Here is a 26,878-nt window from a genome sequence, read left to right on the forward strand (position 1 = left end):
CAGTCAGCCTCCTTACTTTTGTGTCAGGTGACGAACGGCTTGTGCCAATTGCCCCGCATCCGGCAGCGGTTCTTTGGTCACGAGCTTGGGCGGGTTTAACGGTTGAAATGCTGTTCCGTCATCGTCTTCCCGCTCGGTTGGCTTCTCCTCGTTGGACACCGTTCGCAGCATCTCGTGGAGCATGTCGCTCTCATCCGGCGTCGTCATATCGACCAGACTTCCTTTGTCCTCCGCGTTCGGCGCCAACGAGTCCGCCTGAGCGTCAGGCGCGCCCAGCACGCCCGCCGCGAAACGGATCGCGAACCCAAGCGCGAACCAGGCGGCAAATGCGATCGCCGCGCGAATCAGACTGGTTGTCCACAAATTGCTGCTCCAAGAAAGTAATAAAGTGATGACAAATCCGACGATACCGACTATGAAATTCCAACGAATCGTTCCTCTCATCGTCATATTTCCTTTACTCCCTGTTGTACGCTTCGAATATGGAGCACGCCGTCATCACAGCGCAATTCAATCGTTCGCCCGTATGATCCGCCCGTATCCTCCGCCAACAACGGAATGCCGTACTGATCCAGCAGCTGTTTGCAAATTTCCACATTGCGCGGACCGATTCGCATCATTTCATTGTTGGAGGCAAAAGCGAACATCTGGGCTCCGCCCGCCATTTTGGCCTGGAGTCTCGCCTGCCTGGCCCCTTCGGCTTCCATGCGCCGCAGCAGCTCGGGCACGGCCGTATCGGCATATTTGGCGATATTGACCGTACCTTCCCGCGCAATAGCCGAGGAGGGCAGCATAATATGAGCCATGCCCGCAATCTTGGCGACGGGGTCGTACAACGTAAATCCGACACAGGAACCTAACCCGGTCGTGCGTATGGCTCCGATGCGGCATACATTCAAATCGGCCATACCTACTTTGACAATCGTGGACTCTTCAATCATGTAAAGGCACTCCCAAGGCGGCAAATATTTTGGAAAAAGAGTCCGGATCGGGAATCAGGAAAAAGGTGCCCTGCACTTCGTCGCAGCCTTCCAAAAACTTCGTGTCGATGAGCAGCGCGCTGTCTCCCATTTCCCCGTATTGAAGTATGCCGTAATTCAACACCGCTCCCGCCATATCAATCGCAAGCTGGGGTACCGTCGGAGACATCGTCATGCGGGTGAAGTCTGCCAGCGAGGACAAGTACGACCCGGCCAAAATATTGCCGATTTCGCCCAGGGCCGACAGCTCCATCTCCGAGAACCATTCCCCTTCCTCCAACGGCACCGCTGCCAGATAGGAGAGCAGCATCTTGGCCGCCTCCGGATCGAACATGAAGAAAAGATGGCCGGGCGCATCGCCCTCAACCCGGAAATAAATCGCGATAACCACCTGCTCCGGCCCGCCGACCTCGTCGGCGATGCAATCAAACGGCATCAGGCGCACTTGGGGCACCTTCATATCGATGGTCCGGTTAAGCAAGCGGGACAGCGCCGTGGCGGCATTGCCGGCGCCGATGTTCCCCACTTCCTTCAGGACATCCATCTTGAAGGCGCCCAGATGTTCATACAGATGCACTGGGCTATGCCTCTAGCTGCTCAAGCTTAATAATTTCGCTTTTGTTGAGCACTTCGGCCAGATTGAGCATGATGAGAAGGCGGTCCTCCCCGATTTTCGCTACGCCGCGCAAATATTTCGCTTGAATGCCGCCCACGATTTCCGGTGCCGGCTCAATGTGATCCTCATTGATGTCGATGACGTCGCTCGCATTATCGACGATGAAGCCGACCTCCAGATCACCGTGCGCCACAATGATTATCCGTGTCTGATCCGTCGCTTCCGCCTCCGGCAAGCCGAAGCGGCCGCGAAGATCGATGACCGGAATGACGACCCCGCGCAGATTGATGACTCCTTTGATGAAATCATAGGTTTTCGGCACGCGGGTAATCGGCATCATCCGCTCAATCGTCTTCACTTTCTCCACTTCGACGCCATATTCTTCCGTCCCCAACATAAAGACCACGACTTTCATATCCTCTGCCATGACCGTTCCTCCTCATAACTTGATATGTAGCGGTTATTTCAGCAACGCATTCGTATCGATGATGAGCGCCACCTGGCCATCGCCGAGGATGGTCGCGCCCGAGATGCCCGGGATGTTCTTCAAATAGTTGCCGAGCGGCTTGAGCACAATCTCGCTCTGGCCGATGAATTCCTGGACGGCGAGCGCGGCGAGGCGATCGCCCTTGCTGATGATGATGATCTCCACTTCGTCTTCGTCGAAATCAGAGTAGCCTTTGCAATCGAACAGGGCGCTTAGCGACAGCAGCGGAATGACGCTGTCCCGGTAATCGATCATGCGGATGCCGCCGTGGACGCGCCGGATTTTGTCCTTCGTGACGAGACCGGTCTCCACAATGGATGTCAGCGGAATCGCGTATTTCTCGTCGCCGAGCCGGAACAACATCGCTGACATGATGGACAGCGTAAGCGGTAGCTGGACGATGAACTTCGTGCCTTTCCCCAATTGCGACTCGACGACGACATGGCCGCCGAGCGCCGTAATCTTGGACTTCACGACATCGAGTCCGACCCCGCGTCCCGATACGTCCGATATCTTCTCCGCCGTGCTGAAGCCCGAGGAGAACAGCAGCTGGTATACCTGCTCGTCGGTCATCGAGGCGGCCTTGTCTTGGGTGACGACCCCGTTCTTGATCGCTTTGTTCAGCACCTTGTCCCGGTCAATGCCATGCCCGTCCTCCTCGATCTCGATGAAGACATGGTTCCCGCTGTGATAGGCGCGAAGATGTACCGTGCCCGTCTCCGACTTGCCTTTCTCCAAGCGCTCGGCCACCGGTTCGACGCCATGGTCGACCGCGTTCCGGAGCAAGTGGACGAGCGGGTCCCCGATTTCATCAATGACGGTACGATCGAGCTCGGTTTCCGCACCGGTTATGATGAAATCGATCTTCTTATCCAGCGATTTGGCCAAGTCGCGCACCATGCGCGGGAAGCGGCTGAATACGGTATCGACCGGAACCATGCGCATCTTCAAGACAATGTTCTGCAGGTCGGAGCTGACGCGCACCAGATGCTCGACCGTCTCCGTCAATTCCGATTTCTTCAATTCTCCCGCGATTTGTTCCAGCCGCACCCGGTCGATGAGCATCTCGCTCAATAGATTCATGAGGACATCGAGACGCTCGATATCTACGCGAATCGTCCGGCTCTGCACAGGCTTGGCCCCATTCCCCGCGCCGGCGCGGCCCGCCTCCCGCGGCTTGGCCGCAGCCGGCTTCGGCGCTTCTTGAGCCGGGGCCGGACTCGCTTGTGCCGCCTCCGGAGCGGCTGCAGCGGCTGCCGTCTCCTGGGCCGCCTTCATGACGCCTTCCACATTGCGGTTCCAATCGCGAACATCTTCGGCGCTCATCGAGACGACAGCGACCGATTCGAGCTCGGATACTTGGTTGATTTCGCGCTCCAGTTCGCCCTGCTCGGTCATGCTGACGAAAAATACGGTGAACTCCGAGTCGAATTTGTCCTGCTCGATATCCTGTGCCGGCGGAGTGGACTTGACCACTTCCCCATGCTGGCCGAGCACCTGGAAAACCATATAGGCGCGCACCGCCTTCAATACGCAATCGTCCCGCAGACGGACGCGCAAATGATACACGTTCATCCCGGCTTCCAGCGATTGCTCCAGGATGCTGCGCTGGAATTCGTCCAGCGTCTCGCCGGATGGCTCCTCGCCTGCGCCCCCTTCCTCCTTCTCCTGCGAGGACGCGGTGCGGTATTCTCCCGTCTCGATCGACTTCAAGGCGGCCAGTATTTGCGTCACATCTGCTTTTCCTTCGCCGCCTTGCGTAATGTCCGCCACCATCGCTTCCAGCGAATCAAGACTGCGGAACAGTGTATCGAATATGAATTCGTCCATTTTCAGTTGATGGTTGCGAATCATATCCAGCACATTTTCCATCTGGTGGGTCAACGACGCGAGATCTTCAAACCCCATCGTTGCCGACATGCCTTTCAAGGTGTGTGCGGAACGGAAAATGATCTGGACGATGCCGATATCTTCCGGATTATTCTCCAGTTCGAGCATATTCTCGTTCAATGCTTGCAAATGGTCGTTCGCTTCGTCAATAAACATGGATAAATACTGATTCAAATCCATGTTTGCCCCCCCTTTCCGATATAGAGGTCGTTCAAAAAGCCCGCTGCTCTCGCTGTCTCGCCTGCAACTCCGCGCTTCTTGCCGGTTGCGGCCGCAAAATCGGCTGCGCATGCAGCCGCTCCAGTCCAGGCAACTTCACGGCGCTGAAAACCGGCCTTATTGAACACACGCTCTTGCACAGCTTCACGCTACCCTGACGTAGCCGTTATGATAGCGCCAGCCATGTCTTGCAATGGAATGACCTGGGATACACATCCGAGTTCGATTGCTGCCCGCGGCATTCCGAACACGACACAGCTCTCTTCACTTTCCGCGAAGGTTGAGGCGGCGCCGTCCTCGTCCAGGCGCTGCATCATTTTGGCCCCGTCGCTACCCATTCCGGTCAAGATCACGGCATGACGCTTGAGCTGCCGCAAAGGGAGCAGCGACTCGAACAGCCGGTCCACGGAAGGCCGGTGCCCGGATACGGGTTCCGTCCGGTTCAAGGCAATGGCGTATGTGCCGTCCGGACGGGCGACGGCCGTCATGTGGAGGCCGCCGGGCGCGATATAAGCCGTTCCGCTCACAAGCACCTCTCCATCCTCGGCTTCCTTCACCTTCAGCCCGCTGTAGCTGTCCAGCCGTTCCGCCAGCGAACGGGTGAAGTTCGGCGGCATATGCTGGACGATGAGCACGGGCGCCGGCAAATGATGCGGCAGCGCGGACAGCAGCGTCTTCAGCGCCCGGGGACCGCCTGTCGAGGTCCCGATGGCGACGATATGCCGGAACCGCGCAGCCCGTTCCGAATCTGCCGCCTTGGCGGAATCCGCGCCGCGAACGGCCGGGCTGCCGGCCGCTCTGCCCGGCGCTTCGGCGGGAGGAGCCAGCTTCGGCCGGCTGCCTCTCTCGGCCGCGGGCGGTGCCGCGGACGGCAGCGGCGGCGATTCCCCTCTTCGCCGCACAGGCTTGCCGTCCGCCGCAGGCGGCGTGCCGCTCGGGTGCCCGGGCCGCACCGGATCCGCAGAGCGGCGATCCCGGACCGGCGGCAAAGCGGCCGGCTTCGCCGTCCGGCGAATGTCCGGGCTGTCATCGCCAGAACCGATTAGAAGCTTCAGCCGTTCCATCTGCCGTCTGCGTTCCGCAGAGGCGATAGCTGCATGAAGCTTGTCTACCAGCATCTGTCCCACTTCTTCGATCGTGCCCGTTCCGCCCGTCGGAGACGGCTTGCACACGAAGTCGATCGCACCCAATTCCAGAGCCGTCAGCGTCTCGGAACGCCCGTCTTCGGTCGAGCTGGAGAGCATGATAACCGGCGTCGGACACTGAGACATAATTTGTTGAAGGGCCTGCAAGCCATTTTGAACGGGCATCTCGACGTCCAGCGTAACCGCGTCCGGCTGAAGCTCCTTCACCTTGCGCACAGCTTCTTCTCCATCGCGGGCTGTGCCTATCACCTCAAAGGTCGATTCGCGTGAAATCAAATCCGATATGATGGCGCGCATGAAGGCCGAATCGTCTACGACAAGTATTTTCTTGGTTGTCACATTCCATCACGCTCCCTTATCGAGCTTATCGAGGTTGTTCAAAAAGTACGCTTTTGAGGATCGCAGGCATGCGAGCTCGCATGCCGGTTGTCGGCGGGCATGATGCCCGCGTGCGTCCGGCGCCCGTTCGCCACGGCTCAGATCGACCAGCGGCGCAGCCATTTCCGCACGAATTCCTTGACTCCCCCTGGCGCGCCCCCGGCTTCCGTCTGCTTGATGCCCTGGGTATATACCCGCGCCAGCTCCCGGATCTGGGACGATGCCCTGCATTGCGGGTAGAGGAGGGTGAAGGGCTCCTGCTTCTTCACGGCCTGCATCACATGCGGATCGTCATAGATGTACCCGAGAACCGGCAGGCTCCGGTTCAGGAAGCGCTCGCTGACCGAGATAAGCCGTTCGGCCGTCTGCGTCCCTTCCTTCCAGTCGGAAGCGCGGTTCACGATAAGCCGGAGCGGAGAGCTGTGGCCCAAGCCGGACACCAGCTTCAGCACGGCGTACGCATCCGCGATTGCCGTCGGCTCCGGCGTCGTCACAATCCACGTCTCGTCTGCCGCCATGATGAACCGCAGCGTCTCTTTGCTCAATCCGGCTCCCGTATCGAACAGAATCACGTCATACTGCTCCGACATCGCATCCATTTCGGCCAGGAAGCTGTCGATCTGCTCCACGGGCATATCGAGCAGATCCTGCAGCCCGGATCCTCCCGGCACGTAATGAAGGCCGCCGGGGCCGATCTGGATAATGTCCCGCAGCGTCTTCGTCCCGTGCAGCACATGAGCGAGACTATAGGGAGACGGCGATCCGATCAGCACATCGATATTCGCCATGCCGATATCGGCGTCGAATACGAGCGTGCGGCAGCCGAGCTGCTGCAGCGACAAGGCGAAGTTCAAGGTGACATTCGATTTGCCGACGCCCCCCTTGCCGCTCGTGACGGTAATGATGCGGGCCGTTCGCGGCTGGCCCGGGTCCGCCGAATCCGGCGGCCCGCTCTGAAGCTGTCTGCTGACAAGTCTGCGTAGCGCTTGAGCTTGGTCATTCATCATGAGGTCAATCTCCCATTATCCATCGCACCGCGTCATTCGCTTGAAAAGGCTGTATGTCATCGGGGACGTTCTGCCCTGTCGTCATATAGCTGCAGGGAATCTTCACCCGGGACGCCAAGTTCAATATCGTTCCGTACGTTGCGGTCTCATCCGCCTTGGTCAGAATCAGACTGTCGATGCGCTGATTCTCGAACCGTTCCCAGATGGCCAGCATGTCTTCGGTCTTCGACGTCAGACTCAGCACGAGGAAGGTCATGCTGAACGGAAGCGGCTTGAGCATCGTGTTCAGCTCGTTGACATACATGTCATTGCGGAAATTGCGTCCGGCCGTGTCCATCAAAATAAGGTCGCATGCTTCCAGCGCGTTCAACGCCCGATCGGTATCGCCGGGCGAAGTAACCACCTCCAGCGGGACGTTCAGGATCGAAGCATAGGTCCGCAGCTGCTCCACGGCCGAGATCCGATATGTATCTGCGGTAATAAACCCGACTTTGCGGCCATGGTGAAAAATCTGATCCGCAGCCAGCTTGGCAATCGTTGTCGTCTTACCGACGCCCGTCGGGCCGACGAAGTAAACGATGCGGGTCGCCTTCGTAATGCCGTCCCCCTGCCAATTCAGGAGCTGCTCGCTCACCTGCTCCGCCACGAGCCGCTTCGCTTCCGCGGCCTCCGCGTCCTGCGGGCGCGGGCATCGCTCGGCGGCCGCCTCGATGAAGCGGCAGACCAGGTCGCTGCCGACGCCCTGCCGAAGCAGATGCCGCTCCATTTCCTTGAACGGTTCCGGCCAGCTCTCCTGGTAGACGCGCTGCATCACCTTGTGCATCATCTGCTTCATCTCGGCCATCTCGATCTGCCAGTCCGCGTCCAGCAGCGGCCGCCGGGACGCTTGGGAGACGGCCGCCTCGAGCTCGGAGGCGAACGCCAGCGGCGCAGCGGCCGGCGTTCCGGTCTCCACCCGCTGAGCCGGTCGCGTCCGCTCTTCGGCTGCGGCGGCCGGAGCGGCTTCCTCCTCCGGTCTAATGGAACGCGGCCCAGCGTAGCCGGGAGCCGCTTCCTTCGCCTGCGGAGCGGAAGGCCGCGCCTCCGCCGCTGCGCCGCCATAGGCGCTGCGCGCCGCCGTCGGCGAGACGTAGACCCGCGCCGGAGGATCGGCGGGAGCCGCTGCCCTTGCGGGGCCGGACGGCCGGGCCGGCTGCGCTTGTTCATCCACAGCCGCGACCACCTCGATCGCCTTGCGGCTGAACATCCCGAGGAAGCCGCCGGCACGGACTTCCTTCGTGCTGATGATAACCGCATCCTGCCCCAATTCTTGACGAATTTGGCTCATCGCTTCGGGCATCGTCTCCACAATGTACTTTTTTACTCTCATACATTCACCACTCCGACACTTTGAATTTCTACGCTAGGCTCAAGCTCGTTGTAAGAGAGTACCGGTATGTCCTGCATGGCGCGCTCCAGCAGCTGCCGCAAATACATGCGAATCGACGGGGACGCGAGCACGACCGGCGAATGTCCCGATTGCAGGAGACGCTGCACCTGTTCGCTTATCCGCTGGTACACCTGCTGCGTCGTTCCCGGATCCATCACGAGATAAGATCCGTGCTCGTTCTGCGTTACGCTGTCCGCAATTTTCTTCTCCAGCGAAGGACCGACCGTAATGACGCGAAGCGTCTCTCCCGGAGTGACGTACTGCTGGGTGATCTGGCGGGCGAGCGCCTGACGGACATACTCCGTAAGCACATCCGGATCCTTCGTATAGGTTCCGTAATCGGCCAGCGTCTCGAAGATGGTGACCAGGTCGCGAATCGATATCTTTTCACGCAGCAGCTTCGCCAGCACCTTCTGCACCTCCCCGATGGACAGCACATTCGGGATCAAATCGTCGACCAGCGCCGGATACTGTTCCTTGACGGTCTCCACGAGCGCCTTCGTCTCTTGGCGGCCGACCAGCTCATGCGCATGCCGCTTGATGATCTCGGTCAGGTGCGTCGCGACGACGGACGGCGGATCGACGACGGTATAGCCTGCCAGCTCCGCCCGTTCCTTCATCGTCTCGTCGACCCACAGCGCCGGAAGGCCGAAGGCCGGCTCCGTGGTCTCGATGCCCGAGACGGAATCGTCCTCATAGCCCGGGTTCATCGCCAAATAGTGATTGAGCAGCAGTTCGCCCTGGGCTACGGCATTGCCCTTGATTTTGATGACATATTCATTCGGCTTCAACTGGATATTGTCCCGAATCCGAATGACGGGAACGACAAGTCCGAGCTCAAGCGCGCATTGCCTGCGGATCATGATGATGCGGTCCAGCAGGTCGCCGCCCTGTTGAGCGTCGGCAAGCGGAATCAGCCCGTAGCCGAATTCGAACTCGATCGGATCGACCTGCAGCAGGTTGATGACGCTCTCCGGACTGCGGACCTCCTCGATCTGCTGCTCCTCTTCGAGCTGTTCCTCCTGAACCTGGCGCTCGTCCATCGATTTCTGCATCCGGTAGCCGGCGATAGCCAGTACAACCGCGAACGGCACCGTTGGCTTCAGGCCGATCGGCGTCAACAGGCCGAGCATCGCGATCGTCGCGGAGACGATGTAGAGCAGCTTGGGATAAGCGAGCATCTGCGTGCTCATATCCTCAGCCAGATTTCCTTTGGAAGCGGCCCGGGTGACGATGAGACCGGCCGCGGTTGAAATCAGCAAGGCCGGAATCTGGCTGACGAGGCCGTCCCCGATCGACAGGATCGAATAGGTCTCTGCCGCTTCGTCGAAGGCCATGCCGTGCATCGCGATTCCGATGACGAAACCGCCAATCAGGTTGATGAGCAGGATGATAATGCTGGCGATGGCGTCCCCTTTGACGAATTTGCTGGCCCCGTCCATCGCTCCGTAGAAATCGGCTTCTTTCTCGATTTTCTCCCGGCGCTCGCGCGCCTGCTGTTCATTGATCAGCCCGGCATTCAGATCCGCATCGATTGCCATCTGCTTCCCGGGCATCGCGTCGAGCGTGAACCGTGCCGCGACTTCAGCGACCCGCTCGGAACCCTTCGTGATGACAATGAATTGCACGATGACGAGAATGAGGAATACAACGATGCCGACGGCGATATTGCCCTGCGTTATCCACTGGCCGAATGTGGCGACGACATCCCCCGCTTCACCATTCGCCAAAATCTGCTTGGTCGTCGAGATGTTGAGCGCAAGCCGGAATAACGTCGTGATGAGCAGCATTGCCGGAAATATCGAAAACTGTAGAGCTTCCTTCGAATTCATGGCAATCAAAAGAATCATCAGCGCCAATGAGATGTTGATCACCAGCAGGATGTCCAACAGCCATAGCGGTATCGGCAGGACCATCATGAGCACGATGCCGATGATGCCGACCAAGACGAATAAATCTCGCGTTTTCACGGATTGCTTCCCCCAAACTTGTTAGCTCAATTGACTTTGCCTTTCAATTTGTATACATAAGCCAAAACTTCCGCCACGGCCTGGAACAAATCGGCTGGAATGGCTTCGCCAATCTCTGTCCTCTCGAATAAAGCCCGGGCGAGCGGCTTGTTTTCCATGGTCAGTACGCCATTCTCTTTGGCAATCTGCTTAATGCGCAGGGCGACGTAATCCTGCCCCTTCGCAATCACTTGCGGGGCTTCCATCTCGGAACCGTCATACTTGAGCGCGACGGCGAAGTGAGTCGGGTTCGTGATGATTACGTCTGCCTTCGGCACTTCCTGCATCATGCGCATCATCGCCATGCGGCGTTGTCGTTCTTTGATTTTTCCTTTGACAAGGGGGTCACCCTCGGTTTTTTTGTACTCATCCTTAATGTCTTGCTTGGACATGCGCATGCTTTTCTCATGCTCATATCGTTGATACATGTAGTCCATCACGGCGAGCGCGAACAAGGCTGCGCCGATCTTCAATCCGAGAGACAGCGTAATCTGAGCGGTATAGCTCAATATTTCACTGAGGGGCACATGCGACATCTGGACAATGCGATCCCGTTCCCCCCACAGCGACAAGTAGACGATGGCAGCAATCGCCGCCAGCTTCAAAATCGACTTCAAAAATTCCACTACGGAGCGAAGCGAGAAAATCCGTTTGAACCCTTGAATCGGATCGATTTTGCTCAGCTTCATTTTCATGGGCTCGCCCGTGAATAAAAATCCAATCTGTGCGTAGTTCGCGATGAGGCCCATCAGAAACGCCGCAAGAAACACGGGGGCTAACACGATGAGACCTTTCAGAAACACCTGGGCGAAATAGTCTGTCACATTGCCTACCGTGACTTCCATCGTCAGGCGGTGCTGGAAGGAATCCGCGAATAAATCGAGCACTCTCTCCTTATAAAAGCCGCCGAACATAAGCAGGCAGAAGAAGCATGCAAGCAGGATGGACGCTCCGGACAAATCGGAGCTCTTGGCAACCTGCCCCTTCTTGCGGGACTCCTGCCTCTTTTTCGGGGTCGCCTTTTCCGTCTTCTCTTGCGAGAAAAGCTGGAGATTCAGACGGTGTCTCAGTTGATATTCGCGGGCCGCAGACGGTACCGTCTGCCCGCGGCGCGTACGTGTCATTATTATCCCGCCCCCTGCATCATGCGTAACAGCTGGTCAAGCGCCTCGAACAACGAGGAGAACAACTGCTGCAGCACGTAAATAAGACTAGGTACGGTCAGTAGCAGCATGACTAATCCGATAATCAATTTGAGCGGTATGCCCACGACAAAGATATTGAATTGCGGGGCCGACCGCGCCAGAAAACCAAGCGCCACATCGGTCAGGAACAGCGCCACGATGAGGGGCGCCGAAATCTGGAACGCGATGATGAACGCCTGAACGAAGGACTGTACCAGAAATTCGGAGACGAGTCCGTTCGCTATCTGTTCAAAGAAGGTGTTCCCGTCCAGCGGCAGCCACTCAAAACTTCGCATAATTCCGTCGATAAAGTAATGGTGGCCGTTCATCCCGAGAAACAGCAGCACGACAAAGACATATTTGAAGTTCCCCATGACCGGCGAGGTCGCGCCTGTCAACGGATCGATGACATTCGCAATCCCGAAGCCGATCTGGATGTCGATGAACGAGCCGGCCGTCTGCACGGCGGTGAAGAACAGTTGGGCCAAAAATCCGATTAAGAGGCCAATTAAAACTTCTCGTATAATGAAAATGACAAACATGCCGTCTGCCGGCACGGTTTTGCCGATGCCAAACAACAAATAGGCGATCACGCTCACAAAGAACGCGAGTCCGACACGAAAATGATTCGGCACGCCCCGCGAAGATATGACAGGGACGGTGACAAAGAACGCCGTGATTCGACATAGCGTGAGCAAAAAAACAGGGAAAGCCTGAACGAGGATTTCCATCTCTTCACTGCCTAACCGATGTAAAGGTGCAAATTATTTAAAATACTAAAAGCAAAATCAACCAATGTCGTTAAAATCCAGGGACCGAATACGAGCACGGCCACCATGACGGCGATAATTTTGGGCACGAAGGCCAAGGTCTGCTCCTGGATCTGCGTCGTCGCCTGGAAAATACTGATGACAAGTCCGACGATCAGCGCAATGGCCAGCATCGGGGCGGCCACCTTCAATACGGCGAACACCGCCTGCCCCGCCAAGCCGATAATAAACTCAGCACTCATTTCCTGTATTCCTCCCGTTCGTCAGATTCGTTCCCGCTTACGTATTGAAACTCATCAGCAACGACTTCACGACAAGATACCAGCCGTCTACGAGCACGAACAGAAGTATTTTAAAAGGAAGCGAGATCATCACCGGAGGCAGCATCATCATCCCCATCGCCATCAACGTGCTGGCTACGACCATATCAATGACCAGAAAAGGAATGAATATCATAAATCCCATCTGAAAGGCGGTCTTCAGCTCACTGATGGCAAACGCAGGCACAAGCACGGTGAGCGGCACATCTTGATACGTATTCGGCTTCTCTGTCTTCGTGTACTTCATAAATAAGAGCAAATCTTTCTCGCGGGTATGCGAGAACATGAATTTCTTCATAGGTATCGAGGCTTGCTCCAACGCCTGGGTCTGATTCAGCTCGCCCTTCAAATACGGCTGCAGCGCGACCTGATTGATTTCGCCAATCGTTGGGGACATCACAAACAAAGTAAGAAAGAGCGCAAGTCCGATTAGCACCTGGTTGGGCGGCATCTGCTGCGTTCCAAGCGAGGTCCGGACGAATCCCAGCACGACGACGATGCGCGTGAAGGAGGTCATCAGGACGAGAATGGCCGGAGCGATGCTGAGCACGGTAATCAGCAGCAGCAAGGACAACGAGGATGTCCCCGGCTGCCCGCCGCCGTCTCCAATCTTGATGTCGATGTCGGGAATGACAGGCGACGCCGACGCCCAATGAGCGGTAAGACCGGACAACAACAGGACGGCTGTCACAGCTAGCAGCAATTTTTTATTCATCAATCCATCTACCGATCTTCATTGGAATCTTCTTTGAACAAGTGCTCCACTTGTTGTGCGCGTGTGGGCATTTGTTCAAGTTTTGCATGAAACACTTCATGAAAAGACACGGAAGACGGGTCCGCGTCTCTCGTTCCCGAGTCTGTCTCCGCAGTCTTGAATCCTCTTCGCATACGGCTTGTCAGGTCAGACCAGGAGGTTGGCCATGCCGTCCCGGGCTTGGACGGCGCGCGCTCCAATGATGCCATCAAGCGCGCCGCTTGCTCCGGATCGGATATTTTATCGATGAGGGTAATATCCTCTCCGATGCCCAGGATGTAGACGACATCGCCAACTTCGATAATCTGCAAGGACTTGTTCGGTCCGAGCCCGGTGCCGCCGAGCGTGCGAATGCTTTGATTCATTTGCCACATGCGGTTTTTCCGGTTCAACCATTTAATAAGCAGTACGATAAGTACGATAATGACTGCGAGCGACAGCAGCACGGTCAATAAGCTGCCTATGTAATCTCCGGCACCGGGCGTTTGAATTTGACCGTTGTCAGGCATGGCTTATCCCATTGTTTTCTTAATCGCTTCGATAACCCGGTCTGCCTGGAACGGCTTGACGATGAAGTCTTTCGCCCCGGCCTGAATCGCGTCGATAACCATCGCCTGCTGGCCCATCGCCGAGCACATGATGACTTTGGCGTTCGGATCCAGCTTGCGAATCTCTTTTAACGCGGTGATGCCGTCCATCTCCGGCATCGTGATGTCCATCGTAATGAGGTCTGGTTTAAGTTCTTTGTACTTTTCGATCGCCTGAGCGCCATCCGATGCTTCTCCCACGACATCGTATCCATTCTTAGTCAAAATGTCGCGAATCATCATTCGCATGAACGCTGCATCGTCTACGATCAAAATACGGTTAGCCATCGTTCTGAATCCTCCCTAAATCTTATTGTAGTTTTTGAATGCGATCCCACTGGTTGATAATATCGGTGACGCGAACGCCAAAATTCTCGTCAATGACGACAACCTCGCCTTTGGCAATAAGTTTGTTGTTGACCAGAATGTCGACCGGTTCGCCAGCCAGCTTGTCCAGCTCAATAATGGAACCTTGAGAGAGCTCTAGAATGTCCTTGATTTGTTTGTGTGTCCTCCCTAATTCTACTGTGACTTTGAGCGGGATGTCCAACAATAAATTTAGATTGGATTCATCATGCTGCGCATAAGATCCGGGTTGAAAACTCGCAAATTGCACCGGCTGGACATTGACGTTCCGGTTCGGCACATTGCCGAATGCGGAAGCCGCTCCGCTCTGCGGACCCAGGTGAGCCGCCGGCATCGGCTGAGAGCCGTATGGAGGCTGCGCGTAAGGCTGTCCGTACGGCTGCTGAGGCGCTTGTCCTCCCGGCATCGGCTGCTGCTCCATACCCGCCATAGGCTGCTGCTCGTATCCAGCCATCGGCTGCTGGGCAGTATGCTGAGCCGGCGGCGCATAGGGAGCTTCTTCCGCCGCAGGAGCCTCCGGCGCGGTCTCCGCTCCTGTCGACATCGATTCCGCCGTCCCCATCAAAATGCGGACCATGTCCTTCGCGAACGGCACCGTCAAGATTTGCATTATCGTCGAATCGATCAAATCGCCGATCGTAAGGCGGAATGAAATTTTGACCAGCACATTCGCATCGGGCAGCGCGTCAATCCCCTGTCCATCCGACATATTCAAGATGCCGATGCCCGGCGGAGAAATGTTCACCAAGCGATTAAAAATCGTGGACATGGACGTCGCGGACGAGCCCATCATCTGGTTCATCGCTTCCTGCACGGCGCTGACGTGAATATCGTTCAGCTCGCCGCTCAGGTTCGTGCCGTCGCCGCCAAGCATCAAATCCGCGATGACCTGCGCATCCGACGTCTTGATGACGAGGGAATTGACTCCTTCGAAGCCTTCAACATACTGCACGTGCACCGCGACATGCGGCTTCGGGAATTCCTCCTCCAGATTTTCGCGCTTCAGCAGCTTGATGCGGGGCGTCGTAATGTCCACCTTCTTGCCCAGCAGGGTGGATAGCGCCGTAGCCGCACTGCCAAACGTAATATTGCCAATCTCACCAAGGGCGTCGACTTCGATCGGATCCAAGTAGGAATCGATTGAAGGGTACTCCGCTTCGCCTTCCGGCGAATCGCCGCTCGATTTTTTCAACAGGGCGTCAATTTCCTCCTGCGACAAGTAATCTTTACTCGTCATGCTCTTCCACTCCTTCTTCCACGACTTGCTCGATTTGTACCGCTACGCGATCCTTGACTACACCCGGCGTGCCAATATATTTCATGCGGTCACCAACCCGAATCGTCAAACCGCTGTCAACCGGCTTGTTCAAGGCGATGACATCGCCGATTGATAACTGCATTAACTCCTGTACCGAAATCTGTGATGTGCCAAGTTCAACGGCGATCGGAAGCTTCGCCTTGCTAACCCGTTGGCGCAATTTTTCGATCTCAATCGGTTCCCGCGTTTTTTTCTCAGATACGAACCAATGATGCACGGACAGCTTCGGCATAATCGGCTCGATGACGACGTGAGGGATACAAAGGTTGATCATCCCCGTCGTGTCCCCGATTTTGGTGCTCAATGAAATGAGCGCAATCGTCTCGTTCGGGGAGACAATTTGCATAAATTGAGGATTCGTCTCGAGTGCTTCCAGCCGAGGCCGGATATCGAGCACGCTCTTCCACGCCTCCTGGAGGCTCTCGAACGCCCGGCTGAAAATGCGCTCCATCACCGTCGTCTCGATCTCGGTCAGCGAGTTGATTTTCGAAGGGGCTACTCCGGCGCCGCCCAGCATGCGGTCAAGCATGGCGAAGGCAACGTTCGGGTTGACCTCTAGAACCATCCGGCCTTTGAGCGGCTCGGCCTCAAAAATATTCAAAATGGTCATTTTCGGTATCGAGCGGATGAACTCGTCATACGGCAACTGCTCGACCTGGACGACATTGATTTGCACGAAAGTACGCAATTGCGCGGAAAAATATGTCGTCAAAAATCTGGCGAAATTTTCATGGATGCGTGTCAAACTTCGAATGTGGTCTTTAGAAAAACGAACGGCACGCTTGAAATCGTACGAACGGATTTTACGCTGTGTTTCCTCTTTTTTTAGCTCTTCCGCATCCATTTCCCCCGAGGACAGCGCCGCGAGCAATGCGTCAATCTCGTTCTGCGATAGCACGTCTACCAATCGTTTCACCCCCTTACAGGAATCAGCTGAACATGTGTGTCAAATCTGCCGTCAAATCGGCGTAAGTATAAAGTCCGTCAAGTCCACTTGAACGACCTTGCCTTCCGGCAATTGTTTATTAATCAGTTCGAGCAACTTGGCACACAGCTGATCCTGACCCTTCATACCTTGCAAGTCTTCCGGTTTCATATCAGCCAAGGTTCTGAGAATGAGAGGCTTGATGCGAACATCCTTGATCTTGTCGAACTGCTCCTTCGTCTTCTTCGTGTCCAATTGGAACGCGAAGCCGGTGAACACGACATAGTCGCGGTCTGCCAGATTCGTCTTGATGTCGGTCATCGTTGACGTCATCTCCACGATTTCTTCGGCCGATAATCTTACAGTGTGCACTTGCTGTGCTCCAGGCGCATTGCCTTTGCCATTCGTATTGATCATCATAATCACGACAAGGGCGATCAGGGTCAGCGCAAGCAGGAGTGTGATCATCCACGGCATCATTCGTTTCATGGTTGTCCCTCCGATGGTTCTGTCTTCTTCGTTCCGGCGATGATACCGACGGAGCGAACATAGTGTTCGATCCGTTCAATCACTTCCGGCCCCTTCTCCAGTACGATGAACTTCTTCCCTGTCGTCAATGTGATGTAGGTGTCGGGCGTCTCTTCAACGGTCTCGATGAGAAGGGCGTTCACCCACATGGGAGAACCGTTCAATCGCGTGACGGATATCATCCAAATCCTCCTTTGCCTCTTCATTCCAGGCCCCGATGCCGGCCGTTCACCGGCGCGGCATCAGGGCTTGGAACGGATTACTGCCGTATTATCGCTTCAGATTGACGACTTCCTGCAGCACTTCGTCGGATGTCGTAATGATGCGCGAGTTCGCCTGGAAGCCGCGCTGGGCCACGATCATTTCAGTGAACTCGCCCGTCAGGTCGACGTTCGACATTTCGAGCTGGCCGGCGATAATCGCGCCGGTTCCTGCCTCCGGGTCATTCGCGGTGACAATCTCGGCTTCCCCCTCCTCAACCGCGTTCGGGGTCAAGCGGTACAGGTTGCCCCCGATTTTCTCGAGGCCTTCCGGGTTGACGACCTTGATTACGCCGAGCTGCACGCCCGTCGCTTCGGTCGTGCCGTCATCCCGCTTCGCCATAATCTCGCCGGTCTGCGAGATGGAGAAGGCGACGATATCCTCTTCCAACTGAATCACCCCGCCGCCGGAATCGAGCACATTCAAGCCGTCCGAGGTGACCAGCGTCCGGTTCGCATCCAGATGGAAATCGCCTGCGCGCGTCAGGAACGGAGCATCCTGATCCTCACCTAACGAGACAGCGAAGAAGCCGTCGCCGTCGATGCGCAAGTCGAGCGGACGGTTCGTCATCATCGCGCTTCCCGGCGTATGGACGGTATCGATGGAAGCGAGGGAGACGCCGAGCCCGATCTGCTTGGCGTTCACCCCGCCGGAGTTATCGTTCGGCGCTGTCGTGCCGTCTATCGTCTGGCTCATAATGTCCTTGAACATGACGCGGCTGCCTTTGAAGCCGACGGTATTGACGTTGGCAATGTTATTGCCAATGACGTCCAGTTTCGTCTGAAAGCCGCGCATGCCGGATACGCCGGAATACATCGATCGAATCATCGTATTACCTCCAATGTAATAATCGTAAGAATTCAAAAAGGCCGATTTTTGAACATCCTCTAAATAAAGGGCTCACTTCGGTCGTTCCATGAGCCGAGGCCTCCTTGCGGTCCAGCCTCAAGACCCGCCATGCCTCAATCATTGAGGAGAATGGCGCTGTCGATCTGCGTAAAAACATGATTTTGCCGTGTCGCTTCATCCAATGCCGTAATGACGGTACGGGACGGCACATTGACGATGAAGGCCTGATTGTTCATGATGACAAGCGATTGCCGCGCCCCCTTCTCCTCGGCCTGCTTCATCGCCTGATTCATCTTGGCGACCAGCTCCGGAGTCAGCTTCATGCCCCGCTCTGTCATGCGGGTCCTGGCATGATGGCTGAAGCGGACATCGTTCGTGCGCTGCAGCTCCTGTTGAAAGAGCTGCTGGAAGCTTGCCTTGCTCTCGCTCTGCCGGGCCGGCTTCAGCCGTTCAGGCTGCTGGACGGCCTGTATCGGCGCGGTTGGGCCTAAATGCCCAAATGAGCCTCCGATATTCATGACTGGCCTTCCGATCCCGGTGCAGGAGACGCTTCCTCAGGCGTCTCGGATCCAGGCTGCTCCGGCTGTTCAGGTTGTTCCGGCTCTTCCGTGCCAGGCGCTTCTCCCGGTTCGCGAATTTCCGCGATCGTGCTCAATTCGACTTCATCCTTCCCGACCTTGGCGTATGATTTGCCCTCGCGGATAATCATTGACTCGACGATGCCGGTTCTCAATATCGGATTCGTGTCGTCCTGACCGTCTTTCTTCACCTGATATTCCTTATCCTCGGATTTGCCGTACCATGTGATCTCTTTGCCGATGAGGCTGGAAGACATGCCGAGCGCCTGGTGCAGGCTGCCGAGCTGGGTCTGAATGTTCATCAGCTGCTCGACGGAGCTGAATTGGGCCATCTGCGCGATGAAGTCCCGGTCCTGCATCGGCTGCATCGGATCCTGATTTTGCAGCTGCGTAATCAAAATTTTCAAAAATTCATCTTTTCCCAGCGTCTGGCCGTCCTTCTTGCTGGCCTGCGCCACATTCTCCTTGCTGTAGTTCGGCCAGGTGACGACTCTGCCGACTGCTGCATCTGATGCCATGGCCGCAACCTCCCTGATTGTTATCTACCATTACTTACACGTTACACGCTTGCGCTGAAGGTGGAATTCCCGCCAAGCAGCTGCGCTGCCCGCAGCTCCTCCTCGGTCTCCAAAGCCCCGGCAAGCTCATCCAAAGTCAGCGGCTTGCCCTGCTTCGATCCCCGTTCCGACGATTGCTGACGGTGGGTATCCTGCTGTCTCCGCTCCTCCTGGAACAGAGAAGAATTCAGCGCATTCGACGATTGCTGGGATACTTCGATCTTCTCCACTTGAATTCCTTGCGATTGCAGTGCGCCGCGCAGCATGGACATTTGCTGCTCCAGCATATCCTTCGCCATCAGATGCTCCGTCAAGAAGCGGGCCGTCAATTGGCCGTTCTGAATCGTCAGTCGAATCTCTACCTGTCCCAGATGCTCCGGATACAAGGAAATCTTCGCTTCCGACATCGTGCCGATCCGGCTGAATCTTAGCTGCTTCACCATGAAGCCGGCCATTTCATCCGCGAAGCGGTCCGCATGGATGACGGGCAGCGTCTTCGTCGAGTTAAGGCCTTCCTGGCGAAGCGCCCACTGGCCTGCCTGCATGACTTGTCCGATCTGCGGCTCCGGCTGCGCATGGTCTGGCCCGCTCGCCGTTTCCGCCGCCGGCTTCGCTCCGGCCGTTGCCGCCGGCACGATACCCGCCTGCGTCACGGGCTGGGCTTGCGCCGCTGCTGCCCGCCCCGCATTCGCGGATGCCGCAGCCGCCGGGCCGTTGGCCGCGCCTTCCTGCTTCAGCATGTCAGCGAGCCGCGCGATCCACCGCAGCGCCTCGGCTGGCTGCGCCAGTTCCCCTTTGGCGCTTGCTGCCGCATGGGGAAGCTCCGATCCTGCGCCTTGCGCCTGCCGCTCGGCGCCTGCCTGCGTCTGGCTCTGCATGGCAACCGCCGTTTCCATCGCGGCCGCCGCTTGTCCGTTCCCGGCAAGCTGAGCCAGCACAGGGGCATTCGCTTGCTTCGCTTCCAACTGACCCGCCAGTTGAGCGAGCACATCGCGCACCGCGATCGTAATCGTGGACGGCTGCTCGATCAGAACGTTCGAACTCTGGGCCGCTGCATCGGAATGCTCCGCATTCGGCTGCTGTTCGTTCAGCCACTGCTGGGCTTGCAAAACCCATTGCTGCAGCGCGGCGAACAGTTCCGGATTGCTCTCCAATTCATCGTCGGCCGATTGCAGCGAATCAAGCAGAGGCTGAAGCAATGCTTCAACAGCCTCGGCCGCTTCCTCCGGCAAGGCCGGCATATTGCCCATGCCTTCGCCCAAGGTTAACAGCGATGCCAAGCCGCCCGCCCATGCAGGCGCCTCGCCCGATGTATCCATGCATTGCGAGAGCACGGTCCAGAATCCGGCTCCGCCGTCAGCCGCTCCAGCCTTGGCTTGCGTGCCGCCCATGACCGGGGCTGCGCTGCCGGCCGAAATATTCATAATTGTTCCTGCCATTTTTTTCACCTCCTTTCAAGCTGTTTTATTTGAACGATCTTGATCATTTGGTTGGAAGCAGCTTCGAGACGAGCTTCGCCGTCGCTGCCTTGTCTTCCTCCGTCATCGCATTCAGCAAGCGGGATCGGGTCGCATCATCGACCGTATTCAACACATTCAGCGCCTTCTCCGGACTGATTTTCGCCGTTTCGAGCAAAATGCTGGCCGCGCTCTTCGGCGTCATGCTGGAGAAGGTCTGGCTGAGCTGCGTCCGATCAAGGCCATTGTGCGCTTCCTTCGTCGCCTCATTCTTTTTGAGCCGCGCCTGCAGCGCACGGACCTCCAGATTGTCCGCCGGCTTCACATCCTTGAGCCGGATCGACGCGTCAGCGGCTACCTTCGGGTTCATCTTTTCCAAGATCTTCGCGCGGTCTTCCTGCTTCATCGCATCCAGCACAAGAACGAGCTCCTCCGTCGCCAAGTTCTCCAGAATCGGGGCCGATTTGCTTGGCATCATCTTGGCATACAGATTGGCGAGATCCTTCACCTGCTGCGCATACTGCTCTTCCGTCAACTGCTCCTCGCGCCGTTCGGCCCGCAAATTCTTGATTTCCTTGTTCAAAGTCGCAACCTGCTCTTCAAGCTTTTTGCGCGCATCGGCCAGATTGCGGAGGTCGGCGTCCTTGGAAGCCAACAGCGCCTTCAGTTCGGCTATCTGCTCTTCCTGTTCCTTTTGATTGTTTTTGTTCTCCTTCTTCTCTTTGCCGTATTCCTTGCCCTCGGCTTTATCCTTATCGGAAGAAATCCATTGATTTACGATCGGGATATTTTCCGCCAAGGCTGTCATTTGGTTGCGCCAGTTCGCATTGAACAGCGTAAGCAGCACGGCTAACAAAATGATCGTAAACAAAATTGGGGTCGCAAAGAACAAAAACCGTTCAAAGCCCGAATATCCACTTTCCTTTTCTACTGATTCCTGATTCATCTCTGCCACTCTCATCCCTCCTGCTGAAGCGGCGGGACCGAACTGCCGCGCCTGACCTGTGTTCTAGCGGGCCGCCATATGGTAGCGGACGGTCGCCAGTTCGTCCAATTCATTCTGTTCCCATGCAGCAAGCCGTTGTCTGAACTGCGCTTCCGCCTTTTCCCTGGCTTTGGTCCACACTTTTTCGTCGGTCATCCGCACGGCCAGCTCGCCCTGCTTGTTCTGCACGTTGGCTTCCGCGGCGCTGACCTGCTCATTCGCCAAGTCAACCTGCGATTCCATGTAGGCGATATATTGCTGCCAGGCCTGAAGGCTGGAGGCGGAGGCGCGAGCATCCACCTGACGCTGGAGCTCTTCGCGAGCTTGCCGCAGATCTGCCGTGCACTGCTGAAGCTGGCTCTCCTTCGTCATCAGGTCGCCCACGGCTTCGGACAATATCCATTCCGCCTGCTTTTTCTCGTTGGTCTTCAAGTCAAGCACTTTTTGCAAAGCGTATTGAAAGCCACGCACCGGTCACTCAACCTCCTGGAAATTGCATTAATAATCGTTCAATCGTCTCGTTGTATGGAGCACTCTCATCGATTCTCTGCTTCGTAAAGGCATGAATGTCATCTATAAATTCCAGTGCTTCGTCTATGGCGGGGTTGCTTCCCCGCTGATATGCGCCGATATTAATCAAATCCTCAGATTCACGGTACACGGCGAGAAGCCGCTTCAACTGCTCCGCTGCCAATTGGTGTTCGCGGGGCACGATATCCTTCATCACCCGGCTCACGCTGGCCAAAATGTCGATCGCGGGGAAATGCCCCTTGTTCGCGATATTCCGGTTCAGGACGATATGGCCGTCCAAAATCCCGCGCACGGCATCGGCAATCGGCTCGTTCATGTCGTCGCCGTCGACGAGCACCGTATAGAAGGCGGTAATCGATCCGGCCGGGCCTGTCCCGGAGCGTTCCAGCAGCTTCGGCAGGCTGGCGAAGACGGAAGGCGTATATCCCCGGGTCGCAGGAGGCTCGCCGATCGCCAGTCCGACTTCACGCATCGCCATCGCGTAGCGGGTCACCGAATCCATCATCAGCATTACGTTCATGCCGCGGTCCCGGAAATATTCCGCTATCGTGGTCGCGATCAGCGCGCCCTTGATGCGGACCAGCGCCGGCTGATCCGAAGTCGCGACGACAACGACCGACCGGGCCAGTCCTTCCGGGCCGAGATCTCGCTCGATGAACTCGAGCACTTCGCGCCCGCGTTCGCCGATGAGCGCAATCACGTTCACATCGGCGGCCGTATTGCGCGCGATCATGCCGAGCAGCGTGCTCTTGCCTACCCCGGAACCGGCAAATATTCCGACGCGCTGTCCGTTGCCAATCGTCAACAGGCCGTCGATCGCCCGCACGCCGACGCCAATCGGATCCAGCACCCGCGGCCGGGCCAGCGGGTTGGACGGAACGGCAGTCGTGGAATAGCTGGACATCCTCGTCGGGAGGAAGGAGCCGTCGAGCGGCTGCCCCAGTCCGTCCAGCACTTTGCCGAGCAGCTCCGATCCGACCGGAACGGTCAACGGTTTCCCGGTGCCCACGACATCGCAGCCCGGACCTATCGCCTGCAGCTCGCCGAGCGGCATCAAGAGCACCTTGTTGTCGCGGAATCCGACAACTTCCGCCATCAGCGGCTTGCTCCCCTTGGTCGGGTAAATATAGCAGACTTCTCCTACGCTCGCGTCAGGCCCTTCCGACTCCACCGTAAGCCCTATGACCTGCGTTACTTTGCCATTGACGCGGACCGGGTCGATCTGGGACAAATAGTCGACATATTTCTCGGCGTTCCATTTCACCTCATGCGTCATGGCCACTCTGCTCCTCATGCTGCACCGCTACCTGCATCAGCGCTTTTTTGATCTCCGTCAACTGCGTGTCAATCCGCGCATCGATGCTGCCGAGCGCGGAGCGGACGACGCAGCCTCCGTCGTTCACGCTGGAGTCCGGTATAATTTGCAGTTCTGCCTGCGAATCGACGGCCAAATTGAGCTCCTCCCTCGCCGCATGCACATAGGCGAATTGCTCGGGCGAGACACACAGCGTGATCGTTCCGCTTTCCCGCTTCCGGGACAGCGTCTTGCGCGCCAGTTCCAGCACGATCTCCGGCTCGACGGAGAGCTGCTTCTGAATAATCTTCTCCGCCACCGCGCAGCTAAGAGAGACAACGAACGGCTCCGCCTCCTGGATTAACTGCTCCTTCGCCTGATAGGCTTGGCGGAGCACCGCCTCGGCTTCCGCGATTTTGCGTTCGTACGCTTCCTTGATCTCCTGCTCCGCGCGCGCCATGCCTTCCTGATAGCCGGTCTCATAGCTCTCGCGCCGGGTAGATTCGATTATCTGCTCGTCCTGCAGGCGCCGTTCTTCCCACCAGGCATCGATCTGGCTCTGCGCTTCTTCCTTCAACCGCTCCGCTTCTTCGGTCGCCTGCCGCAGATGCTCCTCGGCGAACGACCGCGCATCATCGAGAATCGACTGTCTCAGTTCGGCGAGCTGTTCATCCCGGTTGAGCAGGGTTTCTTTGGTCAATGGCTCCGGCGCTGCCGCAGCCTCCTCCTCGCTCCGCTGCTGCTGGTGACGCCGAACCGCTTCAATCAATCTCATCTGCTCCAGCGGAACATATTGAGTCGATTTGATGACATTAGACAACGATATCATCTCCTCCGCCGCGTGCGATGATAATCTCACCCGACTCTTCTAAGCGGCGTATCGTCGACACGATCCGCGTCTGCGCCTCTTCCACGTCGCGCAGCCGAACCGGTCCCATAAACTCCATTTCTTCCTTGAACGTATCGGCCATCCGCTTGGACATGTTGCGGAAGATCGCTTCGCGTACTTCCTCGCTTGCCACTTTGAGCGCAAGCTGCAAGTCGGCATTGTCAATATCCCGTATGATGCGTTGGATAGAACGGTTGTCGATATTGACGATATCTTCGAATACGAACATTCTCTTCTTGATTTCTTCCGCCAGTTCCGGATCCTGAATCTCCAGGGAATCCAGAATCGTGCGTTCGGTACCGCGGTCGACCCCGTTCAAAATCTTGACGACGGACTCGATGCCGCCCGCGCTTGTATAGTCCTGCGTCACGGTCGACGACAGCTTCTGCTCCAGCACGCGCTCGACCTGGCTGATCACTTCCGGGGACGTGCTGTCCATCAGAGCGACTCTGCGCGCCACCTCCGCCTGCTTCTCCTGCGGAAGGGAAGACAGGATCGTCGATGCCTGCTCTGTCTGCAGGTAAGATAGCACCAGAGCGATCGTTTGGGCATTTTCATTCTGAATAAAGTTGAAGATCTGCGACGCTTCCGCCTTGCGCGCGAAGTCGAACGGTCTGACCTGCAGCGTAGCGGTCAGGCGGTTAATGATATCGACCGCCTTCTGCGAGCCCAACGCCTTCTCGAGAATCTCCTTGGCGTAGCTGATGCCGCCCTGGGATATGTACTCCTGCGCCAGGCAGATTTGGTGAAATTCGCTCATGACCGACTCTTTTTCCGCCGCATCCACCTTGCGCACATTCGCAATTTCCAACGTTAATTGTTCGATTTCCTCATCCCGCAAGTGCTTAAAGATTTGGGCTGATACCTCAGGTCCGAGCGTGATGAGCAAAATCGCCGCTTTCTGTCTGCCGGTCAATGCTCCGCTTCCTTTTGTCACGTTGCTCACCTCGATTCGTCAACAAGCCATGTACGCAGCAATTTCACAAACTCTTCCGGCTTTTTCTTCGCCAGCATTTCCAATTGCTTGCGCACCTGATGCTCGCCCGTCAGATTCTCTAAATCAATGGATGGAAGCTCAACATGAGTAGGCAGCGGAGACAGCTCGTCGGTATATACTTCTTCCGCCCGTCTGCGGCGGCGAACGATCGCATAGGCAATTCCGCCTACGACAACTAGTAATGCAAGCGCACCCGCGCCATACCATACCCAGTTCGGAACCGTGCTGGCAGTGGCTGTTCCCCCATCTTTAGCACCATTTTGGGTCATAACTGAAACTTTTTGTGTCAATTCTTCGTCTGTATATGTAGCACCTGAATCTTTTAACTGCGCAGCGACGATCGAACGGAGCACCTTTTCAATCGCATCGATTTGGGCAGGCTCCATATTGTTTGCGTCAACCGCTGCGTGTATGGTCAGATCTGTCACGGCATACGGACTGGACTCGATCAGATTTTTGATGCGGTTCACATCATAATTGATCGTCCGTTGGCTTTTCTCGGACGTCGAATCTCCGCTTCCCGAAGCGGAAGGGTAGTTCGGCACTTCGCCGTCTCCGACGCCTGCGACGCCGCCGGTTTGCGAGCCTTTGCCGCTGTAGGATTCCTGCAGCTCCTGGACGCTGATTTCGATCCCTTTCATCTCTTCCGTATTGACCGGAGTGACAAGATCTTCCTGTTTTTGAACTTTATCGAAATTCAGCTTCGCGGACACCAGCACGCTTACTTTGTCCGCCGGCACATAGGCGCCGAGGAATTCTTGTATTTTCATGCGGATATCATTCTCATACTTGCGCTGAATTTTGAGCTGCTCATCCACCTCGCCGAAGATGCTCTTGGACGCGCCGCCTTGCGAGTCGGAAGCGAACATGGGACCTTCATCGCTCGAGATGGTGATATCGTCAATCGCCAAGTTGGGAACCGCGGTCTTGACCAGATTGAAGTATCCGTCAACCGCCGCCTGATTCGGCTGATATCCAGGCTTAAATTTCAACACAATAGAAGCCGACGCCTGTTCCTGCTCCGGTGTTGCGAAGACCGTCTCCTTCGGGAGATTAATGATGGCCTTGGCATCTTGAACACCGTTCATAAGACGCAGCAATCTTTCGATTTCGCCGTTCAGGGCGTTCTTGTAGCGGACATCGAACACGTTGTCCGTCATTCCGCCCATCAACCCGTCGGCGCCGAACGACTCGAAGCCAATCGAACCGTTCTTGACGATGCCTTGGGCTCCGATGTCGACCTTAACTTTTGCCGCCGAGGCGCTGGGAACGGATATTTTGGTGCCGTCGCCGCTGAGCTCGTACGGGATGCGGTTCGAATTCAAATATTCAATGATGCCGGCGGCATCATTGGCGTTAAGATTTTCAAAAGCAAGCTCATACTCTGTCTTTGTCAGCTGTGCCGTTAAAATGACAACAGCCAATATTACAAATGCGATTGTGGACAGCAGAAGAATTTTCTGCTTTTTACTGAATTGATTCCAGTATTGGGTTATTCGTTCCCGATACCGGCCGATGGTTTCATTCACTTCACGTCACCCTCCAGAACGATGTAAGACACTACCGCT

29 protein-coding genes are annotated in these 26,878 nt (G+C 56.6%); all 29 read right to left on the reverse strand.

Features of this window, described 5'->3' with window-relative positions:
* Positions 1-12: 12 nt before the first annotated feature.
* Positions 13-450, reverse strand: a complete 438-nt coding sequence (locus ABD76_RS11990; RefSeq protein WP_197257151.1) for a hypothetical protein — start codon at positions 448-450, stop codon at positions 13-15.
* A complete protein-coding gene (locus ABD76_RS11995) occupies positions 447-941 on the reverse strand; it encodes a chemotaxis protein CheD (RefSeq protein WP_197257152.1) in 495 nt (164 codons plus the stop codon). The genes ABD76_RS11990 and ABD76_RS11995 overlap by 4 nt, the downstream gene beginning before the upstream one ends.
* On the reverse strand, positions 934-1,524 hold the full coding sequence (locus tag ABD76_RS12000; RefSeq protein WP_197257210.1) for a chemotaxis protein CheC: 591 nt from the start codon (positions 1,522-1,524) through the stop codon (positions 934-936). The genes ABD76_RS11995 and ABD76_RS12000 overlap by 8 nt, the downstream gene beginning before the upstream one ends.
* Positions 1,525-1,561: 37 nt before the next feature.
* A complete protein-coding gene (locus ABD76_RS12005; RefSeq protein WP_197257154.1) occupies positions 1,562-2,023 on the reverse strand; it encodes a chemotaxis protein CheW in 462 nt (153 codons plus the stop codon).
* 33 nt (positions 2,024-2,056) lie between these two features.
* Positions 2,057-4,153: a chemotaxis protein CheA gene (locus ABD76_RS12010; RefSeq protein ID WP_197257157.1), complete on the reverse strand. Its 2,097-nt coding sequence runs from the start codon at positions 4,151-4,153 to the stop codon at positions 2,057-2,059.
* A 188-nt stretch (positions 4,154-4,341) separates the two neighbouring features.
* Positions 4,342-5,676, reverse strand: a complete 1,335-nt coding sequence (locus tag ABD76_RS12015; protein ID WP_197257159.1) for a chemotaxis-specific protein-glutamate methyltransferase CheB — start codon at positions 5,674-5,676, stop codon at positions 4,342-4,344.
* Between the two features lie 137 nt (positions 5,677-5,813).
* On the reverse strand, positions 5,814-6,722 hold the full coding sequence (locus ABD76_RS12020) for a MinD/ParA family protein (protein WP_197257161.1): 909 nt from the start codon (positions 6,720-6,722) through the stop codon (positions 5,814-5,816).
* 4 nt (positions 6,723-6,726) lie between these two features.
* Complete coding sequence (flhF, locus tag ABD76_RS12025; RefSeq protein ID WP_197257163.1) at positions 6,727-8,091, reverse strand: flagellar biosynthesis GTPase FlhF; 1,365 nt, start codon at positions 8,089-8,091, stop codon at positions 6,727-6,729.
* Positions 8,088-10,121, reverse strand: coding sequence for a flagellar biosynthesis protein FlhA (flhA, locus tag ABD76_RS12030; protein ID WP_197257165.1), 2,034 nt, complete (start codon positions 10,119-10,121; stop codon positions 8,088-8,090). Before flhA ends, flhF begins: the two co-directional genes overlap by 4 nt.
* Positions 10,122-10,147: 26 nt before the next feature.
* A complete protein-coding gene (gene flhB, locus ABD76_RS12035) occupies positions 10,148-11,284 on the reverse strand; it encodes a flagellar biosynthesis protein FlhB (protein WP_197257167.1) in 1,137 nt (378 codons plus the stop codon).
* 2 nt (positions 11,285-11,286) lie between these two features.
* On the reverse strand, positions 11,287-12,075 hold the full coding sequence (fliR, locus tag ABD76_RS12040; protein WP_197257169.1) for a flagellar biosynthetic protein FliR: 789 nt from the start codon (positions 12,073-12,075) through the stop codon (positions 11,287-11,289).
* 11 nt (positions 12,076-12,086) lie between these two features.
* Positions 12,087-12,356 (reverse strand): flagellar biosynthesis protein FliQ, encoded by a 270-nt coding sequence (fliQ, locus tag ABD76_RS12045; protein WP_168177917.1) that lies wholly within the window; start codon positions 12,354-12,356, stop codon positions 12,087-12,089.
* Positions 12,357-12,393: 37 nt separating this feature from the next.
* Positions 12,394-13,149 carry a flagellar type III secretion system pore protein FliP gene (gene fliP / locus ABD76_RS12050; RefSeq protein WP_197257170.1) on the reverse strand — a complete coding sequence of 252 codons (756 nt, stop codon included), beginning with the start codon at positions 13,147-13,149 and terminating at the stop codon, positions 12,394-12,396.
* Between the two features lie 8 nt (positions 13,150-13,157).
* Positions 13,158-13,697, reverse strand: a complete 540-nt coding sequence (locus tag ABD76_RS12055) for a flagellar biosynthetic protein FliO (protein ID WP_197257171.1) — start codon at positions 13,695-13,697, stop codon at positions 13,158-13,160.
* 3 nt (positions 13,698-13,700) lie between these two features.
* Positions 13,701-14,063, reverse strand: a complete 363-nt coding sequence (locus tag ABD76_RS12060) for a response regulator (protein WP_168177914.1) — start codon at positions 14,061-14,063, stop codon at positions 13,701-13,703.
* A gap of 22 nt (positions 14,064-14,085) precedes the next feature.
* Positions 14,086-15,378: a flagellar motor switch phosphatase FliY gene (fliY, locus tag ABD76_RS12065; RefSeq protein ID WP_197257172.1), complete on the reverse strand. Its 1,293-nt coding sequence runs from the start codon at positions 15,376-15,378 to the stop codon at positions 14,086-14,088.
* The gene (gene fliM, locus ABD76_RS12070; RefSeq protein ID WP_168177912.1) at positions 15,368-16,366 is read right to left on the reverse strand and encodes a flagellar motor switch protein FliM; all 999 of its coding nucleotides are present in this window, start codon (positions 16,364-16,366) and stop codon (positions 15,368-15,370) included. The genes fliY and fliM overlap by 11 nt, the downstream gene beginning before the upstream one ends.
* 51 nt (positions 16,367-16,417) lie before the next feature.
* Positions 16,418-16,873, reverse strand: coding sequence for a flagellar basal body-associated FliL family protein (locus ABD76_RS12075; protein WP_168177911.1), 456 nt, complete (start codon positions 16,871-16,873; stop codon positions 16,418-16,420).
* On the reverse strand, positions 16,870-17,094 hold the full coding sequence (locus ABD76_RS12080) for a flagellar FlbD family protein (protein ID WP_197257173.1): 225 nt from the start codon (positions 17,092-17,094) through the stop codon (positions 16,870-16,872). Before ABD76_RS12080 ends, ABD76_RS12075 begins: the two co-directional genes overlap by 4 nt.
* A gap of 88 nt (positions 17,095-17,182) precedes the next feature.
* Positions 17,183-18,001 carry a flagellar basal body rod protein FlgG gene (gene flgG, locus ABD76_RS12085; protein WP_197257174.1) on the reverse strand — a complete coding sequence of 273 codons (819 nt, stop codon included), beginning with the start codon at positions 17,999-18,001 and terminating at the stop codon, positions 17,183-17,185.
* Positions 18,002-18,135: 134 nt separating this feature from the next.
* Complete coding sequence (locus ABD76_RS12090) at positions 18,136-18,540, reverse strand: TIGR02530 family flagellar biosynthesis protein (RefSeq protein ID WP_197257175.1); 405 nt, start codon at positions 18,538-18,540, stop codon at positions 18,136-18,138.
* Entirely contained in the window at positions 18,537-19,118 is a 582-nt protein-coding gene (locus tag ABD76_RS12095) for a flagellar hook capping FlgD N-terminal domain-containing protein (RefSeq protein WP_197257176.1), read from the reverse strand. Before ABD76_RS12095 ends, ABD76_RS12090 begins: the two co-directional genes overlap by 4 nt.
* Before the next feature lie 41 nt (positions 19,119-19,159).
* The gene (locus ABD76_RS12100) at positions 19,160-20,596 is read right to left on the reverse strand and encodes a flagellar hook-length control protein FliK (protein ID WP_197257177.1); all 1,437 of its coding nucleotides are present in this window, start codon (positions 20,594-20,596) and stop codon (positions 19,160-19,162) included.
* Positions 20,597-20,639: 43 nt separating this feature from the next.
* Positions 20,640-21,560, reverse strand: a complete 921-nt coding sequence (locus ABD76_RS12105; protein WP_242069533.1) for a MotE family protein — start codon at positions 21,558-21,560, stop codon at positions 20,640-20,642.
* A 63-nt stretch (positions 21,561-21,623) separates the two neighbouring features.
* A complete protein-coding gene (gene fliJ, locus ABD76_RS12110) occupies positions 21,624-22,070 on the reverse strand; it encodes a flagellar export protein FliJ (RefSeq protein WP_197257179.1) in 447 nt (148 codons plus the stop codon).
* A gap of 7 nt (positions 22,071-22,077) precedes the next feature.
* The gene (gene fliI / locus ABD76_RS12115; RefSeq protein ID WP_206765622.1) at positions 22,078-23,406 is read right to left on the reverse strand and encodes a flagellar protein export ATPase FliI; all 1,329 of its coding nucleotides are present in this window, start codon (positions 23,404-23,406) and stop codon (positions 22,078-22,080) included.
* On the reverse strand, positions 23,396-24,244 hold the full coding sequence (locus ABD76_RS12120; protein WP_197257180.1) for a FliH/SctL family protein: 849 nt from the start codon (positions 24,242-24,244) through the stop codon (positions 23,396-23,398). The genes fliI and ABD76_RS12120 overlap by 11 nt, the downstream gene beginning before the upstream one ends.
* A complete protein-coding gene (fliG, locus tag ABD76_RS12125; protein WP_197257181.1) occupies positions 24,237-25,250 on the reverse strand; it encodes a flagellar motor switch protein FliG in 1,014 nt (337 codons plus the stop codon). The genes ABD76_RS12120 and fliG overlap by 8 nt, the downstream gene beginning before the upstream one ends.
* A 5-nt stretch (positions 25,251-25,255) precedes the next feature.
* Positions 25,256-26,839 carry a flagellar basal-body MS-ring/collar protein FliF gene (fliF, locus tag ABD76_RS12130; protein WP_197257182.1) on the reverse strand — a complete coding sequence of 528 codons (1,584 nt, stop codon included), beginning with the start codon at positions 26,837-26,839 and terminating at the stop codon, positions 25,256-25,258.
* Positions 26,840-26,878 lie beyond the last annotated feature (39 nt).

Origin of the sequence: Paenibacillus dendritiformis (assembly GCF_015845845.1) — a bacterium.
GTDB lineage: Bacteria > Bacillota > Bacilli > Paenibacillales > Paenibacillaceae > Paenibacillus_B > Paenibacillus_B dendritiformis_C.

Coding starts and splice junctions, on each gene's coding strand:
- ABD76_RS11990 (WP_197257151.1), bottom strand. CDS start 450: ATGACGATGAGAGGAACGATTCGTTGGAATTTCATAGTCGGTATCGTC.
- ABD76_RS11995 (WP_197257152.1), bottom strand. CDS start 941: ATGATTGAAGAGTCCACGATTGTCAAAGTAGGTATGGCCGATTTGAAT.
- ABD76_RS12000 (WP_197257210.1), bottom strand. CDS start 1,524: ATGGATGTCCTGAAGGAAGTGGGGAACATCGGCGCCGGCAATGCCGCC.
- ABD76_RS12005 (WP_197257154.1), bottom strand. CDS start 2,023: ATGGCAGAGGATATGAAAGTCGTGGTCTTTATGTTGGGGACGGAAGAA.
- ABD76_RS12010 (WP_197257157.1), bottom strand. CDS start 4,153: ATGGATTTGAATCAGTATTTATCCATGTTTATTGACGAAGCGAACGAC.
- ABD76_RS12020 (WP_197257161.1), bottom strand. CDS start 6,722: ATGATGAATGACCAAGCTCAAGCGCTACGCAGACTTGTCAGCAGACAG.
- flhF (WP_197257163.1), bottom strand. CDS start 8,091: ATGAGAGTAAAAAAGTACATTGTGGAGACGATGCCCGAAGCGATGAGC.
- flhB (WP_197257167.1), bottom strand. CDS start 11,284: ATGACACGTACGCGCCGCGGGCAGACGGTACCGTCTGCGGCCCGCGAA.
- fliR (WP_197257169.1), bottom strand. CDS start 12,075: ATGGAAATCCTCGTTCAGGCTTTCCCTGTTTTTTTGCTCACGCTATGT.
- fliQ (WP_168177917.1), bottom strand. CDS start 12,356: ATGAGTGCTGAGTTTATTATCGGCTTGGCGGGGCAGGCGGTGTTCGCC.
- fliP (WP_197257170.1), bottom strand. CDS start 13,149: ATGAATAAAAAATTGCTGCTAGCTGTGACAGCCGTCCTGTTGTTGTCC.
- ABD76_RS12055 (WP_197257171.1), bottom strand. CDS start 13,697: ATGCCTGACAACGGTCAAATTCAAACGCCCGGTGCCGGAGATTACATA.
- ABD76_RS12060 (WP_168177914.1), bottom strand. CDS start 14,063: ATGGCTAACCGTATTTTGATCGTAGACGATGCAGCGTTCATGCGAATG.
- fliY (WP_197257172.1), bottom strand. CDS start 15,378: ATGACGAGTAAAGATTACTTGTCGCAGGAGGAAATTGACGCCCTGTTG.
- ABD76_RS12075 (WP_168177911.1), bottom strand. CDS start 16,873: ATGAAACGAATGATGCCGTGGATGATCACACTCCTGCTTGCGCTGACC.
- ABD76_RS12080 (WP_197257173.1), bottom strand. CDS start 17,094: ATGATATCCGTCACGCGATTGAACGGTTCTCCCATGTGGGTGAACGCC.
- flgG (WP_197257174.1), bottom strand. CDS start 18,001: ATGATTCGATCGATGTATTCCGGCGTATCCGGCATGCGCGGCTTTCAG.
- ABD76_RS12090 (WP_197257175.1), bottom strand. CDS start 18,540: ATGAATATCGGAGGCTCATTTGGGCATTTAGGCCCAACCGCGCCGATA.
- ABD76_RS12095 (WP_197257176.1), bottom strand. CDS start 19,118: ATGGCATCAGATGCAGCAGTCGGCAGAGTCGTCACCTGGCCGAACTAC.
- ABD76_RS12100 (WP_197257177.1), bottom strand. CDS start 20,596: ATGGCAGGAACAATTATGAATATTTCGGCCGGCAGCGCAGCCCCGGTC.
- ABD76_RS12105 (WP_242069533.1), bottom strand. CDS start 21,560: ATGAATCAGGAATCAGTAGAAAAGGAAAGTGGATATTCGGGCTTTGAA.
- fliI (WP_206765622.1), bottom strand. CDS start 23,406: ATGACGCATGAGGTGAAATGGAACGCCGAGAAATATGTCGACTATTTG.